The organism is Pseudomonas sp. FW305-7 (genome assembly GCF_058786735.1).
Window position 1 is genome coordinate 38963 of sequence record NZ_JBYSZA010000035.1, and the last position, 15792, is coordinate 54754.

General features: G+C 59.2%; 16 protein-coding genes. 5 read left to right on the plus strand and 11 right to left on the minus strand.

Annotated features, from left to right (window positions below):
• Positions 1-83: 83 nt before the first annotated feature.
• The 3 genes from trpB to AC3WMT_RS27615 all read left to right on the plus strand — a co-directional run bounded on the left by trpB (position 84) and on the right by AC3WMT_RS27615 (position 2706).
• Positions 84-1316 carry a tryptophan synthase subunit beta gene (trpB, locus tag AC3WMT_RS27605; protein WP_103306474.1) on the plus strand — a complete coding sequence of 411 codons (1233 nt, stop codon included), beginning with the start codon at positions 84-86 and terminating at the stop codon, positions 1314-1316.
• Positions 1316-2128, plus strand: coding sequence for a tryptophan synthase subunit alpha (trpA, locus tag AC3WMT_RS27610; RefSeq protein WP_103306475.1), 813 nt, complete (start codon positions 1316-1318; stop codon positions 2126-2128). Before trpB ends, trpA begins: the two co-directional genes overlap by 1 nt.
• 122 nt (positions 2129-2250) lie before the next feature.
• Positions 2251-2706 (plus strand): anti-virulence regulator CigR family protein, encoded by a 456-nt coding sequence (locus AC3WMT_RS27615; RefSeq protein WP_103306476.1) that lies wholly within the window; start codon positions 2251-2253, stop codon positions 2704-2706.
• Positions 2707-2892: 186 nt separating this feature from the next.
• On the opposite strand, the gene AC3WMT_RS27620 is transcribed toward AC3WMT_RS27615, so the two are convergent.
• The 11 genes from AC3WMT_RS27620 to AC3WMT_RS27670 form a co-directional block, all read right to left on the minus strand.
• Positions 2893-4854 carry a DUF7844 domain-containing protein gene (locus AC3WMT_RS27620; protein WP_103306477.1) on the minus strand — a complete coding sequence of 654 codons (1962 nt, stop codon included), beginning with the start codon at positions 4852-4854 and terminating at the stop codon, positions 2893-2895.
• Positions 4851-5171: a DUF2388 domain-containing protein gene (locus tag AC3WMT_RS27625; RefSeq protein WP_034152281.1), complete on the minus strand. Its 321-nt coding sequence runs from the start codon at positions 5169-5171 to the stop codon at positions 4851-4853. The genes AC3WMT_RS27620 and AC3WMT_RS27625 overlap by 4 nt, the downstream gene beginning before the upstream one ends.
• A 43-nt stretch (positions 5172-5214) precedes the next feature.
• Positions 5215-5523, minus strand: a complete 309-nt coding sequence (locus AC3WMT_RS27630) for a DUF2388 domain-containing protein (protein ID WP_103306478.1) — start codon at positions 5521-5523, stop codon at positions 5215-5217.
• A gap of 107 nt (positions 5524-5630) precedes the next feature.
• Entirely contained in the window at positions 5631-5948 is a 318-nt protein-coding gene (locus AC3WMT_RS27635; protein WP_103306479.1) for a DUF2388 domain-containing protein, read from the minus strand.
• A gap of 134 nt (positions 5949-6082) precedes the next feature.
• The gene (locus AC3WMT_RS27640) at positions 6083-6292 is read right to left on the minus strand and encodes a DUF1127 domain-containing protein (RefSeq protein ID WP_103306480.1); all 210 of its coding nucleotides are present in this window, start codon (positions 6290-6292) and stop codon (positions 6083-6085) included.
• 258 nt (positions 6293-6550) lie between these two features.
• Positions 6551-6766 carry a DUF1127 domain-containing protein gene (locus AC3WMT_RS27645; RefSeq protein ID WP_103306481.1) on the minus strand — a complete coding sequence of 72 codons (216 nt, stop codon included), beginning with the start codon at positions 6764-6766 and terminating at the stop codon, positions 6551-6553.
• A 321-nt stretch (positions 6767-7087) separates the two neighbouring features.
• On the minus strand, positions 7088-8581 hold the full coding sequence (scpC, locus tag AC3WMT_RS27650) for a succinyl-CoA:acetate CoA-transferase ScpC (RefSeq protein ID WP_103306482.1): 1494 nt from the start codon (positions 8579-8581) through the stop codon (positions 7088-7090).
• 214 nt (positions 8582-8795) lie between these two features.
• Entirely contained in the window at positions 8796-10229 is a 1434-nt protein-coding gene (locus AC3WMT_RS27655; RefSeq protein WP_103306483.1) for an NAD(P)(+) transhydrogenase (Re/Si-specific) subunit beta, read from the minus strand.
• Entirely contained in the window at positions 10229-10549 is a 321-nt protein-coding gene (locus tag AC3WMT_RS27660) for an NAD(P) transhydrogenase subunit alpha part 2 (protein ID WP_003187417.1), read from the minus strand. The genes AC3WMT_RS27655 and AC3WMT_RS27660 overlap by 1 nt, the downstream gene beginning before the upstream one ends.
• A 15-nt stretch (positions 10550-10564) precedes the next feature.
• Positions 10565-11686, minus strand: a complete 1122-nt coding sequence (locus AC3WMT_RS27665) for a Re/Si-specific NAD(P)(+) transhydrogenase subunit alpha (RefSeq protein ID WP_103306484.1) — start codon at positions 11684-11686, stop codon at positions 10565-10567.
• A gap of 434 nt (positions 11687-12120) precedes the next feature.
• Positions 12121-13020 carry a LysR family transcriptional regulator gene (locus tag AC3WMT_RS27670; protein ID WP_103306485.1) on the minus strand — a complete coding sequence of 300 codons (900 nt, stop codon included), beginning with the start codon at positions 13018-13020 and terminating at the stop codon, positions 12121-12123.
• A 158-nt stretch (positions 13021-13178) separates the two neighbouring features.
• Between AC3WMT_RS27670 and AC3WMT_RS27675 the strand changes: the two genes are divergently transcribed.
• Entirely contained in the window at positions 13179-14360 is a 1182-nt protein-coding gene (locus AC3WMT_RS27675) for an acyl-CoA dehydrogenase (RefSeq protein WP_007953903.1), read from the plus strand.
• Positions 14361-14373: 13 nt separating this feature from the next.
• Positions 14374-15594, plus strand: a complete 1221-nt coding sequence (locus AC3WMT_RS27680; protein WP_103306486.1) for a CaiB/BaiF CoA transferase family protein — start codon at positions 14374-14376, stop codon at positions 15592-15594.
• Positions 15595-15792: the final 198 nt, after the last annotated feature.

Sequence of the window (15792 nt, forward strand, 5' to 3'; positions counted from 1 at the left end):
CGATCTTATCGGTTTTCAGCATAGAAGGTCAGGGGTAGAGTGGTCGTCATTGTCTTCTGACCCGAATTCACCTGGAGCAACCCATGACCCAGACTTCGAACACCTCCGATCTGCGTAACGGCCCGGACGATAACGGCCTGTTCGGCTCGTTCGGTGGCCGCTATGTTGCTGAAACCCTGATGCCGTTGATCCTCGATCTGGCCCGCGAATACGAAGCGGCGAAGGAAGATCCGGCTTTCAAAGAAGAATTGGCCTACTTCCAGCGCGACTACGTCGGACGTCCGAGTCCGCTGTACTTCGCTGAGCGTCTGACCGAGTTCTGCGGCGGCGCCAAGATCTACCTCAAGCGCGAAGAGCTCAATCACACCGGCGCGCACAAGATCAACAACTGCATCGGCCAGATCCTGCTGGCGCGACGCATGGGCAAGAAACGCATCATCGCCGAGACCGGCGCCGGTATGCACGGCGTGGCAACGGCCACCGTAGCCGCACGTTTCGGTCTGGACTGCGTGATCTACATGGGCACTACCGACATCGAACGCCAACAGGCCAACGTGTTCCGCATGAAACTGCTGGGTGCCGAAGTGATTCCGGTGGTCGCCGGTACCGGCACGCTGAAAGACGCGATGAACGAAGCCTTGCGTGACTGGGTGACCAACGTCGACAGCACGTTCTACCTGATCGGCACCGTGGCTGGCCCGCACCCGTATCCAGCCATGGTGCGCGACTTCCAGGCCGTGATCGGCAAGGAAACCCGTGACCAGTTGCAAGCACAGGAAGGTCGTCTGCCGGACAGCCTGGTGGCGTGCATCGGTGGCGGCTCCAACGCCATGGGCCTGTTCCATCCGTTCCTCGACGACAAGGGCGTCGAGATCATCGGTGTTGAGGCGGCCGGCTACGGCATCGAAACCGGCAAGCACGCCGCCAGCCTCAATGGCGGCGTTCCGGGTGTGTTGCACGGCAACCGCACTTTCCTGTTGCAGGACGACGACGGCCAGATCATCGACGCCCACTCGATCTCCGCCGGCCTCGACTATCCGGGGATCGGCCCGGAACACGCATGGTTGCATGACATCGGCCGTGTCCAGTACACCTCGGTGACCGACGACGAAGCCCTCGAGGCGTTCCACAAGTGCTGCCGTCTGGAAGGGATCATTCCTGCACTGGAAAGCGCCCACGCCTTGGCCGAAGTGTTCAAACGCGCACCGAAGCTGCCGAAGGATCACCTGATGGTGGTCAACCTGTCGGGCCGTGGCGACAAAGACATGCAAACCGTGATGCATCACATGGAACAGTCGAAGCAGGAGAAACACTGATGAGCCGCCTGCAAACCCGTTTTGCCGAACTCAAGCAACAGAACCGCGCCGCACTGGTGACCTTTGTCACGGCTGGCGATCCGGATTACGACACCTCGCTGGCGATCCTCAAAGGCTTGCCCAAGGCCGGCGCTGACGTAATCGAGCTGGGCATGCCGTTCACCGATCCGATGGCCGATGGCCCGGCGATTCAACTGGCGAACATTCGTGCGTTGGGCGCCAAGCAGAATCTGCTGAAAACCCTGCAAATGGTTCGCGAGTTCCGTGAGGGCAACAGTGATACACCGCTGGTGCTGATGGGCTACTTCAACCCGATTCACAAGTTTGGCGTCGAGCGCTTCATCGCTGAAGCCAAAGAGGCAGGCGTCGACGGTCTGATCGTGGTCGACATGCCGCCTGAGCACAACGCCGAGCTGTGCGACCCGGCGCAGGCTGCCGGTCTGGACTTCATCCGCCTGACCACGCCGACCACCGACGACGCACGTCTGCCGAAAGTGCTCAACGGCAGCTCCGGTTTTGTTTACTACGTTTCGGTGGCCGGTGTGACCGGCGCCGGTGCGGCAACACTGGAACACGTCGAAGAGGCGGTCACCCGTCTGCGCCGCCATACCGACCTGCCGATCAGCATCGGTTTCGGTATCCGTACCCCGGAACAAGCGGCCGCTATCGCGCGCTTGGCTGACGGTGTTGTCGTGGGTTCGGCGTTGATCGATCACATCGCCAACGCGACCACGCCGGATCAGGCTATCGACGGTGTACTGAGCCTTTGCTCGGCCCTGTCCGAAGGCGTGCGTAAGGCCCGCGTCAGCTAAAGGTAAAGTTCCTGATACAGAGGAATTAGCGCCTCACGGCACAGACTAATTGAGCAAGACCGAGGGATTCAGAACCACGTTCTGAATCCCTTTTTGCTGTTTGTGCCGTGAGGAAAAACCCGATGAAAATGCCGAAACGTCTGATTGCCGGACTGGGCGTGCTGATTATCAGCGCGACACCGCTGCTGGCCAGCGCCGATCAGCGCGATGATCATGACCACGGCGGCCCGCAGCAGGGCCATTACGATAATCGCGGTGACAATCGCGGTAATGACCACCGTGGTCCGCAGAACGACCACCGAGGCGGCCCGCCTCCACGCGACTTCGGCCCCGTGCGTCAGACCATTCGCGACAATCACGGCTACTTCGTGCGCGGTGCGCCACCACCGCCGGGGATTCATCTGGAGCGTGGCCGGCCGTTGCCTCACGGTTATTACGGCGAGCGTCTGGATGGTCGGGCGTTGGGACGTTTGCCGGTGTATCCAGGCTACGAGTGGCGCCGAGCTGGGGGCGACATCGTGCTGATCGCGGTGGGTACCGGGATCGTCTATGAAATTCTCGATGGGGTTTTGAATTGATCGTCTGATCTAACTGGCGGTCCATCAACTGTGATGAGGGGATTTATCCCCGATGGGCTGCGAAGCAGCCCCGAATCCGGCAAACACAGATGACCAGGCATACCGTGTTCGTTGGGATTGCGACTGCTGCGCAGCCGGTCGGGGATAAATCCCCTCACCACAAAGGTGTGGGGGTTAACTTCAGGATCAGGGCAGTTCCAGTCCGCCAGAGGCTCTGTGCAATTTGCGCAAGTGCGCGCCGATCTGCTTCACATTTTCCTCGCTGGCTGCAATCTCAGCGGCTCGTTTTGGCTCCAGCAATTTACGCACCTCTGCGTCCAGATCACCGGACAGCGCCAGCAGCTTTTTTTGACGCTGGCTGCTTTCCGCTTCCAGTCGGCTGAACTCGCTCGGCTGCGGCAACCCGTAGCCCTTGGAGTCCAGCAGTTCTGCCGGACGGCTGAGGAAGCCGCTGTTGGCGAGGATTTCCTGCAGGGTCGCGTTGGCCTTGTCCATTCCGCCGTTTTCCAGCTCGCGCGCGCCGAGGTAACGCTGTTTGACCTCGTCCTGTGCCAGCAGCAATTGGCGGCGATAGCTCGCCTGTTCCAGCAGCAGCAACGCGGCGCTGGTGCGCAGATCAGCGCGCTCGAACCATTCACGGCGCTCTTCAGCGGTCAGCGAAAGCCATTCCTCAACGGTGTTCTGTTTGATGGGTAATTGCTTCTTCAATACATCGAACATCGCCTGATAGCGATCGCGGAACGAATCGAAGCGGTAACCCAGACGCAGCGCCTCTTTCGGGTCGTCCAGCACGCTGGTATCGGCCAGACCTCGGCCCTTGAGCACTTCGAGCAAACCGTTGGGCATGATGCTGTCCAGACCGGTGAGCTGCGCGTTATTGCTACCGCTACGCAATAGTTTCAAGCCTTCCACCGCGCAGTTGTTGGACAGGAAGAAGTAGTTGCCGTCGTAGCTCCAGTGCATTTCGGCGGCGTGTTCAACCACGCCCTCGATCTCGCTGCGCGACAGATTCAACGGCACCGAGGCGAGGCTGCGCAGTTCGGTCTTGGTGTACTCGTCGATCACTTGCGCCAGTGGCAGGACGAACAATCGCGACGGGTACTTGCCCACCAGTCCGTCCCAGCTGGAGAGCTGCACATCGCCAACGAAGGCGCGATACGACAGCACCAGATGCTGATCCAGGTCGAGCCGGCAATCCGGGCCACGCGGCCGTCCCGGCGCGCAGATCACCAGACGCAGCATGCTGTGGCCCCAACGGCTGACCCAATTCTGATTGGCTTCGGCCAGCAGGTAATCGACGGCGTAGACACGTTCTGGATCCACCTGGCCGAGCGGCTGTTTGGCGAAATCGTTGCCGGCATTGAGGAATGCGAAGGTCTTGGCGCAGGTGTCTTTGGCCGGCGGTGCCCAACCGAAGTGATCCTTGTAATAGCTGTACAAGGCCGGGCGGCGACAGGCGTAACTCGGGTCGAGGAGGAAATACTCCATGTTGACCGCGACGAATTCCTTGGGGCTGGAGATTTCGTACAGATCCGGGCTGCGGGCGATTTGCCGGTTGTGCTGCTCACGCTCGCCGCGGCGGCCGACGTATTGCTGCCAACCGGCCAAGTCCAGCAGCCGCGGATCATCGCTGAGGGTAAAGCGCCGGCCGTTCTGGCCACGGCACTCATCCGGAATACCGATCAGCCCGGCGCTGTTGAAGCGCCGGGTGCAGCGCTGTATCAAAGTGCGTTCGGCACTCGGCCACAGGCGCGCACGATCATAAATGTGGGTGATTTCATGCAGCACCGTGGCGAGCATTTCCTGGCGCACAGTGCCGTGGGGGCGATTGGTTTTTTCTTTGGCTGCACTGCCGTCGGTGAGGCTGGCGAGCAGTTTGCGGTTCAGATCGAGTTCAGAGACAAGCGTCGCCTGGCCATAGGCATTGGCGGGCATGTCGTCGGTCCAGCCAACGTCGATGCGCCGATCCAGCCGCTCGATGAAGCCTGGCGGCAATTTCTGCATGGCTTCATCGATCAGCGCCTGGCTGGCCTGTTGTTGGGCGGGCGTAAGACCCTCGGTCTTGAGCCGCAATTGCAGGCCGGCGTGGGCGCTGTTGCCAAGCAGCAACAACGCCCCGGCCAGCAGCCAGGCGCCGAGTGACTTCACAGTGCGAGGATGGCTTCGGCGAGCACCTGATCACTGGCGTCGCGTGCTTCCGGCACGCGAGTGCGCAAGGTGTTGAGCGCGGCTTCCAGGTGCGCGCCACGGATATCACCGTTGCTGGCGACGAAACTGGCAGCGTCGTCGTGGGCTTCGCGGATGATTTTCGAGTCGCGGATCGACGTAGTCGTGTCGGATGTGAAATCGATAGTGCGCTGGGAGGCACGGACGATGATGTTACTGGTGGCTACCAGGGTGTGCGCCTGGGCCACGTCGGCCAACAAAAACAGGCCAAGGGCGGCAGCAATCAGCGGGCTACGCATGGAACGACTCCGGAGGGACAAGGTTGATCAGGGACTGGGTTAGCTATTGGACGAGAATTGCCTGTGCCAGTTCAAGGTCGCTGACATGAAGTTTCGGCCGGGTTTTGCGCAAGTAATGCAGTGCGGATTCCAGTCGAGCGCCTCGCAGTTCTCCATTACTGGCAACAAACATCGCCGCATCATCGTGAGCGGCGAGCAGCAGTTTACGGTCGAACGGCGCGGAAGACACCATGCCGGTCGCCCAAACGCTCACCACGGTGTTTTGCGTGGAGACATCAAAGGCATTGGCCGACGTCATCCAGCCAGCAGTTAAAAGTACGGAAGGGATAAGCAGATTTTGAAGAAAACGCATAAGACTCGTTAACGGTTAGCGAGTCCCAAGGCTAGCGCAACGCCCGGGCCAGAGCCAGCGCCGAAACATCGGGACACGCCCGGCGTGTCCCGCAGTGCTGCGATCGTTCAGATCGTCAGGATGGCCTGAGCCAGTTGGGCGTCAGTGGCTTGCAACTGTGGCGCCTGATGGCGGATGTGATCCAGCGCGCTTTCCAGTTTCACCCCACGGATTTCGCCTTCGCTGGCGACGAAGCTGGCAGCGTCGTCACGGGCGGCAAGGACGATCTTGTCGTCGCGAAAGGACGAAGTGACATCGGAAGTGGCGTCGGACGAGGACTTCAGGGCGCCGACAACGGCGTCGGTGGTGACGATGAAGCTGGAGGCGCTGGCGTTGGCAGCCACGGCCAGCAGGGCGGCAGCGCTGAGCAGACGAAGACGGGACATGATGTAACTCCTGTGGATAAACCGTTTTGAGAGGTGGCTCGGTATCTGAGGAGTCAGACGCCAGTTGCGCATCATTCGCCACGTTCTGCGTGGATATTAGGCCCGTGGACGCGGTTCGCACAGGGGGCAGAATGCTAGCGCCAGAACGGTTTCTCCATTTCATTCAGCCGTTCGGCATGGCTGAGGCCGAGGTCGGCCAGATCCCGACCGCTGAATTGGGCCAGCAGACGCCTTGTTCTGGCGCGCTCCAGGCCTTGCCAGAGGCCGCGTAGCAGGCGTCGCAGAGCGTTGGGACGGTGAGTGGCGTGGAATGGAATTACTGAAACATCCTGTAAGTCATTCATGACGTATTCCTTTAGCCATAGAAGGCGGAAGGTCATGTTGAACCTGGAACAGATTGTCGGGCAGATACACCAGCGTTAAATTGTACTGGTTCAGATATCGGTTTTATGGAACTGTACCTGTTCGGGGTGCACACACCTGTACGGGTGGTTTCCACAGCCCCAAAACGACAAAACCCGTCGTGGTTTCCCACGACGGGTTTTGTTTGTTCAATTCGGGTTGCTGGCGGTGGGTCTAACGACCAGAGCCAGCGACGCTACTTAGCGCCAGAACGGCTTGCTCAGCTCTTCGTAGCGTTGTGCTTCGCTGATACCGGCGTCAGCCAGCAGACGCGAATCCAGACGAGCCAGTTGATGGCGGCTGGAGATGCGGCGCTGCCACAACATCAGGTTGGCGATAACGCGCAAAGGCAGGGAAGCCTGGGATTTTACAGCTTTGTCTTCGAAAAACAGCTCGGAACTGAGTGTACGTTCCATGGTTGACATCCTTCCGCTTGTGGCGGGATCAGGTAGTGGTTTGACTGGTGCCCATGATCCTCTCGTTTGGCCAGTCTCTCTAGATACAGTTCAACTGTATTGTGAGTGACCAGTTAACTGTTTATAGGGGGTGTACGGGTCAAAATTGAGCAAACTGTACCTGTCTGCACTTAAGTGGTGCGTTTTTGCTCGATTCGATGAATAAGGTAGGTATTTACTGTAGGAAAAGACCGGTACAGCAGTACAGTTTTTGTCAGATGGAGGGCTTGCCGAAGACCGCTGACGAAAACTGTGTTTGCGTCAGCGGTTTATCTGTGCGAATTACACCGTCAGCATGCGTCCGGTTTCTTCCAGATTGATGTGCCAGCTCAAGGCTTCACGCAGGATGTGCGGGGTGTGACCACCGATTGCACAGGCTGCTGTGAAGTAATCGTTCAGCGCCTGGCGGAAGTCCGGGTGCACACAGTTGTCGATAATCACCCGTGCGCGTTCGCGTGGCGCCAGGCCACGCAAGTCCGCCAGACCCACCTCGGTCACCAGAATGTCGACATCATGCTCGGTGTGGTCGACATGGCTGACCATCGGCACCACGCTGGAAATCGCGCCACCCTTGGCAATCGACTTGGTCACGAACACCGCCAGATGCGCGTTGCGAGCGAAGTCGCCTGAGCCGCCGATGCCGTTCATCATCCGCGTGCCGCAGACGTGGGTAGAGTTGACGTTGCCGTAGATGTCGAACTCCAACGCCGTGTTGATGCCGATGATGCCCAGCCGGCGCACCACTTCCGGGTGGTTAGAGATTTCCTGCGGACGCAGGACCAGTTTGTCCTTGTACCTCTCCAGGTTGCCGAACACGTCGCTGTTACGGCGCTCCGACAGTGTGATCGAGCTGCCTGAAGCAAAGCTCAGCTTGCCGGCATCGATCAGGTCGAAGGTCGAGTCCTGCAGCACTTCGGAGTACATGGTCAGGTCTTCGAATGGCGAATCAATCAGGCCGCACATTACCGCGTTGGCGATGTTGCCGATGCCTGCCTGCAACGGGCCAAGCTTGTTGGTCATGCGCCCGGCGTCTACTTCCTGCTTGAAGAAGGTGATCAGATGTTCGGCGATGGCGTTGGTGTCGACATCCGGCGTCGATACAGTGGACGGCGAATCCGTCTGCTGAGTGATAACAATGGCGACAATCTTCTCCGGCGGAATCGGAATCGCGGTGCTACCGATACGGTCGTCGACTTTTACCAGTGGGATCGGCGTGCGCGTCGGACGATACGTCGGGATATAGATGTCGTGCAGGCCTTCGAGGTTGGCGTTGTGCGCCAGGTTGATCTCGACGATCACCTGTTTGGCGAAAATCGCGAAGCTCGCCGAGTTGCCCACCGAAGTGGTCGGTACGATGTGACCCTGTTCGGTAATAGCCACGGCTTCGATGACGGCAATGTCCGGCAACTTCAGTTGCTGGTTGCGCAGTTGCTCGACGGTTTCCGACAGGTGCTGGTCGATGAACATCACTTCGCCGGCGTTGATCGCCTTGCGCAAGGTGCTGTCGACTTGAAACGGCATGCGCCGCGACAGCACGCCGGCCTCGGTCAGTTGCTTGTCGAGATCGTTGCCCAGGCTGGCGCCGGTCATCAGGCTGATCTTCAGCGGCGTGACCTTGGCTCGCTCGGCCAGTGCGTGAGGGACAGCCTTGGCTTCGCCGGCGCGGGTGAAGCCGCTCATGCCGACGGTCATGCCGTCTTCAATCAGAGCGGCGGCGTCGGCGGCGCTCATCACTTTATCCAACAACGAAGGCAGGCGAATACGGTCACGGTACATGGATTATTTTCTCGGGAAGCGAGTAGCAGGATGCGCAGTCTAGTGAATTTGACGGGCGCCTGTCCCGCTACCAAGGTCGCAAACGAGGCGTCTATTTAGCGGGTTTGAAGTAAAACACCGTTACCGGATCCGCAACAACGCGGCAAATTGTCCGACGCTTTGCGTAAACGAAAACACCCCGACAAGTCGGGGCGTTCGGTACAGCGGCGATGAATTACTCGACCGCTTTGACCATGTCTTCGATGACTTTTTTCGCGTCGCCGAACACCATCATGGTCTTGTCCAGGTAGAACAGTTCGTTGTCCAGACCGGCATAGCCGCTGGCCATCGAGCGCTTGTTGACGATGATGGTCTTGGCCTTGAACGCTTCGAGAATCGGCATGCCGGCAATCGGCGATTTCGGATCGTTCTTGGCGGCCGGGTTGACCACGTCGTTGGCGCCGAGCACCAGCACCACGTCGGCCTGGCCGAACTCGGAGTTGATGTCTTCCATCTCGAACACCTGGTCGTAAGGCACTTCGGCCTCGGCGAGCAATACGTTCATGTGACCAGGCATGCGACCGGCCACCGGGTGGATCGCGTACTTCACGGTCACGCCACGGTGGGTCAGCTTTTCGGTCAGCTCCTTCAAGGCATGCTGTGCGCGGGCCACCGCCAGACCGTAGCCCGGGACAATGATCACGGTGTCGGCGTTGGTCAGCAGGAAGGTTGCGTCGTCAGCCGAACCGGATTTCACCGGACGGGCTTCTTTCGCACCGGCCGGGCCAGCATCGGCCGTATTGCCGAAGCCGCCGAGCAGTACATTAAAGAAGGAACGGTTCATCGCCTTGCACATGATGTACGAGAGGATCGCACCGCTCGAACCCACCAGCGAGCCGGCAATGATCAGCATCGAGTTGTTCAGCGAGAAGCCGATACCCGCCGCCGCCCAGCCTGAATAGCTGTTGAGCATCGACACCACCACCGGCATGTCGGCACCGCCGATCGGGATGATGATCAGCACGCCCATCACGAACGCCAGCGCCAGCATCAGCGCGAACGCGGTGAGGTTGCCAGTGAACATGAAGGTCAGGCCGAGTGCCAGCGTTGCCAGGCCCAGCACTGCGTTCAACTTGTGCTGTCCGGCAAACTGTACTGGTGCGCCCTGGAACAGACGGAACTTGTACTTGCCCGACAGCTTGCCGAACGCAATCACCGAACCGGAGAAGGTGATTGCGCCGATCGCGGCACCAAGGAACAGCTCCAATCGGTTGCCCGCCGGGATCGAATCGCCCAGTTGCTTGACGATGCCCAGCGATTGCGGCTCGACTACTGCAGCAATGGCAATGAACACCGCAGCCAGACCAATCATGCTGTGCATGAAGGCAACCAGTTCCGGCATCTTGGTCATTTCAACGCGCTTGGCCATGATCGAACCAGCGGTGCCGCCGATCAGCAGGCCGACGATCACATAACCGATACCCGCAGTCGCCAGCTCAGCGCCCAGCTTATAGATGAGGCCGACGGTGGTGAGGATGGCCAAGGCCATGCCGAGCATGCCGAACAGGTTGCCGCGCCGAGAAGTGGTCGGGTGCGACAGGCCTTTGAGGGCCTGGATGAAGCAGATCGACGCAATCAGGTAGAGCGTCGTGACGAGATTCATGCTCATTACTTCGGCGCCTCTTCTTTTACTTTCGGGGCTTTCTTCTTGAACATCTCAAGCATGCGCCGGGTGACCAGGAAGCCACCGAACACGTTGACCGCCGCCAGCGCCACGGCGAGGGTGCCCATGGTTTTGCCCAGCGGTGTAACGGTCAGCGCTGCAGCGAGCATGGCGCCGACGATCACGATTGCCGATATGGCGTTGGTCACCGCCATCAGCGGCGTGTGCAGCGCAGGTGTAACGTTCCAGACCACGTGGTAACCGACATAAATCGCCAGCACGAAGATGATCAGGTTGTAGATACCGGGGGAGATAAGCTCTTCCATCGTCTGAATCCCTGCTTAGGCGTTTTTGCGGATGACTTGGCCGTCGCGGCACATCAGGCACGCGGCGACGATGTCGTCTTCGAGGTTGACGTCGAACTGGCCTTCTTTGGTGAACACCAGCTTGAGGAAGTCCAGCAGGTTGCGGGCGTACAGCGCCGAGGCGTCTGCAGCGACTTCACCGGCCAGATTGGTCGGGCCGACGATGGTCACGCCGTTCTCGATCACTACTTGATCGGCCACGGTCAGCGGGCAGTTGCCGCCCTGAGCGGCCGCGAGGTCGATGACCACCGAACCTGGCTTCATCTGTGCCACGGTTTCCGCGCTCAACAGCGTTGGCGCCTTGCGACCCGGAATCAAAGCGGTGGTGATGACAATGTCGGCCTGTTTGGCGCGTTCGTGCACGGCCTGGGCCTGACGCTGCATCCAGCTCGCCGGCATTGGTCGCGCGTAACCGCCGACACCGACCGCGCATTCGCGCTCTTCATCGGTCTCGTAAGGCACGTCGACGAACTTGGCACCGAGGGATTCGATCTGTTCCTTCACGGCCGGGCGGACGTCAGACGCTTCGATAACCGCACCCAGACGTTTCGCCGTGGCAATCGCCTGCAACCCGGCCACGCCCGCGCCAAGAATCAGCACGCGCGCCGCTTTCACGGTGCCCGCAGCCGTCATGAGCATTGGCATGAAGCGCGGATAGTAGTGAGCGGCCAGCAACACAGCTTTATAGCCGGCAATGTTCGCCTGCGACGACAACACATCGAGACTCTGCGCCCGCGAGGTGCGCGGCGCCGCTTCCAGGGCAAACGCGGTAATCCCGCACTCGGCCATTTTGGCGATGGTTTCGTTGTTGAACGGGTTGAGCATGCCAACCAGCACCGTGCCGCGCTTGATCAGCGTCAGCTCGGCATCGCTCGGGGCGACCACTTTGAGAATCAGCTCGGCGCCAAACGCGTCATTGGCACTGCCAATGGTTGCACCTGCCGCTTCATAAGCACTGTCGACAACACTGGCTTTAACGCCGGCGCCGGTTTGCACAGTGACCTTATGACCTTGGCTGATCAGCTTTTTAATGGTTTCCGGGGTTGCTGCAACCCGTGTTTCACCGGTCTGGGTTTCGAGAGGAACACCAATGTGCACGTCAAATCTCCTGCGTGATCTTATTGAGTAAACCCAGGCACTGCGGATGGTGCGACTGGGGCGGCCGATCAGCACGATCCCGCCAAATCAGGGCGGGGCGCGGCATTTTGCAGGCGAACTTTATGCCCTTCAAGGGATTATGACGGGTGACGGAAAATTAACTACAAGTCATCCCGTGACCGAATGTCGCAGATGGCCAGCTGAATCCCTTGCAGGCCGTGCCTTGTAAGGATTCTGGCTGAATTTGAAAAATTTTCTCATCGGCGGCGTGAATAGGCCGTAATGAGTCGTGCATGGAGGCTCAAAGCCACGTCCGCAGGCGCTTGTGGGACGTCTGTACGACTTTCGGATACAGTCTGCGATTTTGCGACAAATACTTATATCTGTAGGGCTTTGGTTTTCCTGACTACCGGGTTAGTAATCGTTGAAAGCCTCTATCCTTCTAGGCTGTAGCTGTTTGCCTGATTTACCAACCAATCGCGAAAAGCCTTGAGCGACGCCGATTCGACTTTCCGCTCCGGAATCATCAAGTAATACGCCTTGATACTGGAGAGCGCATTCGGGTTGGCGATCACCAGGCGTTTCTCAGTCAGTTCGCGCTGAATCAGGAACGGTGGAATCAGCGCGATACCCATGTCGTGCATGGCTGCCTGGGCCAGCATGGAGAATAGCTCGTAGCGTGGGCCTGTCATGTCGCGGGGGATGTTCAGGTGCTGAGAGTTGAACCATTGGCGCCAGGCGTAGGGGCGGGTGGTCTGTTGCAGTAGCGGCAACTCGGCAATTTCGTCGGGTGTCAGATGCGTCCTGCTGCCGAGTAGGGCGGGGCTGCACACTGGCATCGGATTTTCGCCCATCAGCCTGTGAGATTCGGTACCCGACCAATCGGCATCGCCGAAGTAGATCGCTGCGTCGAATTCGGTATCGGCAAACAGAAAGGGGCGGGTGCGGTTGGTCAGGTTGACCGTGACTTCCGGATGCTTGAGTTGAAAATCCTTGAGACGCGGCAGCAGCCATTGGGTGCCGAAGGTCGGCACGACCGCCAGTTCGATCACGTTGGTGCCTTGCTGGCCCATCACTGAGAGAGTGTCGCGTTCGACTGCATCAAGTTGCGTGGCGACGCGGCGGCTGTAGGAAAGTCCTGCTTCGGTCAGCTTCACGCCTCGCCGCGAGCGTCGGAACAGCTCCACGCTCAGGAAGTCCTCCAGGCTGGCGATCTGTCGGCAAATGGCGCCTTGGGTGAGGGAAAGTTCTTCGGCGGCCTTGGTAAAGCTCTCGTGGCGAGCGGCAGCTTCGAAGCTGATCAGGGCGGTGGTGCTGGGGATCTTCCTGCGCATGTACGTCAACCTCACTAATGAGCCGCATAAAAGGCATCTCGCGACGTTTCGGAGTGAGAAATTAGCACAACAGAATGCGAAAACCTCGTTTGCCGCGACGGCGAACCGCGCCTAGGATCAATGCCACGTTAATTCACCCGATTTGCGAGGACACACTCATGGGCGGTAAAGCTAGCTTCAACTGGATTGATCCCCTGCTGCTGGATCAACAGCTCACCGAAGAAGAGCGCATGATCCGCGACACCGCCGAGCAGTTCGCTCAACAGAGCCTCGCGCCGCGTGTTCTCGAAGCTTTCCGCCATGAGAAAACTGACCCGGCGATCTTCCGCGAAATGGGCGAAGTCGGCCTGTTGGGCGCTACCATCCCGGAACAGTACGGTGGCAGCGGCCTCAACTATGTCAGCTACGGTCTGATCGCTCGTGAAGTCGAGCGCGTCGACTCCGGCTACCGCTCGATGATGAGCGTGCAGTCTTCGCTGGTGATGGTGCCGATCAATGAGTTCGGCACCGAAGCGCAGAAACAGAAATACCTGCCGAAACTGGCGTCCGGCGAATGGATCGGCTGCTTCGGTCTGACCGAGCCTAACCACGGTTCCGATCCAGGCGCGATGATTACTCGTGCGCGCAAAGTCGACGGCGGCTACAGCCTGACCGGCGCGAAGATGTGGATCACCAACAGTCCGATCGCCGATGTATTCGTGGTCTGGGCCAAAGACGATGCCGGCGATATCCGTGGCTTCGTGCTGGAGAAAGGCTGGAAAGGCCTGAGTGCTCCGGCGATTCACGGCAAGGTCGGCCTGCGTGCATCGATCACCGGTGAAATCGTCATGGACAACGTGTTTGTGCCGGAAGAGAACATCTTCCCAGACGTGCGCGGCCTGAAAGGCCCGTTCACCTGCCTCAACTCCGCACGCTACGGTATCTCTTGGGGCGCACTGGGCGCCGCCGAGTTCTGCTGGCACACCGCTCGCCAATACACCCTGGATCGTCAGCAGTTCGGTCGCCCATTGGCCGCTACTCAGCTGATCCAGAAGAAGCTGGCCGACATGCAGACCGAGATCACTCTGGCCCTGCAAGGCTGCCTGCGTCTGGGTCGTATGAAGGATGAAGGCACCGCTGCGGTAGAAATCACTTCGATCATGAAGCGCAACTCGTGCGGCAAGTCGCTGGATATTGCTCGTATGGCCCGCGACATGCTGGGCGGCAATGGTATCTCCGATGAATTTGGCGTGGCCCGTCATCTGGTCAACCTGGAAGTGGTGAATACCTATGAAGGTACTCATGACGTTCACGCGCTGATCCTCGGGCGTGCGCAAACCGGTCTGCAGGCGTTCTATTAATAGGAGAGCGACCATGGGCGCGCTGTCGCATCTGCGGGTACTGGATTTATCGCGAGTGTTGGCCGGGCCATGGGCCGGGCAGATCCTCGCCGACCTTGGCGCCGAGGTGATCAAGGTCGAGCGCCCGGGCAATGGCGACGACACGCGCGCCTGGGGGCCGCCCTTCCTTAAAGACGCGGTTGGCGAGAATACGTCGGAGGCGGCTTACTACCTGTCGGCCAACCGCAACAAGCAATCGGTGACCATCGACTTCACCCGCCCTGAAGGGCAGAAGCTGGTGCGGGAGCTTGCGGCCAAGTCGGACATTCTGATCGAGAACTTCAAGGTCGGTGGGCTCGCCGCTTATGGTCTGGATTATGAGTCACTGAAGACGATCAATCCGGATCTGATCTATTGCTCGATTACAGGGTTCGGCCAGACCGGGCCGTATGCCAAACGTGCGGGTTATGACTTCATGATCCAGGGGCTGGGCGGGTTGATGAGTCTGACCGGCCGGCCTGAGGGTGATGAGGGTGCCGGGCCTGTAAAGGTGGGTGTGGCGCTGACGGATATTCTCACCGGTCTGTATTCGACGGTGGCGATACTGGCGGCACTGGCTCATCGCGATCATGACGGTGGTGGTCAGCATATCGACATGGCGTTGCTGGATGTACAGGTGGCCTGCCTGGCTAATCAGGCGATGAACTACCTGACTACCGGCAATGCACCCAAGCGTCTGGGCAATGCGCATCCGAACATCGTGCCTTATCAGGACTTTCCTACGGCGGATGGGGATTTCATCCTTACCGTGGGTAACGATGGTCAGTTCCGCAAGTTCGCAGAAGTGGCGGGGCAGCCGCAGTGGGCTGACGATCCGCGTTTTGCGACTAATAAGTTGCGGGTAGCGAACCGGGCGGTGTTGATACCGCTGATTCGTCAGGCTACGGTTTTCAAGACTACTGCTGAGTGGGTGGCTCAATTGGAGCAGGCGGGAGTGCCTTGTGGGCCGATCAATGATCTTTCCCAAGTGTTTGAGGATCCGCAGGTGAAGGCGCGCGGGCTGGCGATCGAGTTGCCCCATGCGCTGGCGGGGATGGTGCCTCAGGTGGCGAGTCCTATTCGGATGTCGCAGACGCCGGTCGAATATCGGCGCGCTCCTCCTTTATTGGGTGAGCATACGTTGGAGGTTTTGCAGCGAGTGCTGGGTTTGGGCGCCGGTACAGTGGCAGCGTTGAAGGCAGAAGGGGTGCTCTGACTTCTCCTTCTATATAGAGGGAGCGTATTTCCTTCCTTATATAGAGCCCTTTTGGATGTTTTTTAATCGATCTGCAAGTTATTGAAAGAAAAGCGAAATTAACGGTTGACGGCAGATTCCAGAGGTCTATAATTCGCCCCACTTCCGGCGCAGTCGAAACGGAAAACTCCTTGAGATTCAATGAGTTATACGGTTTTC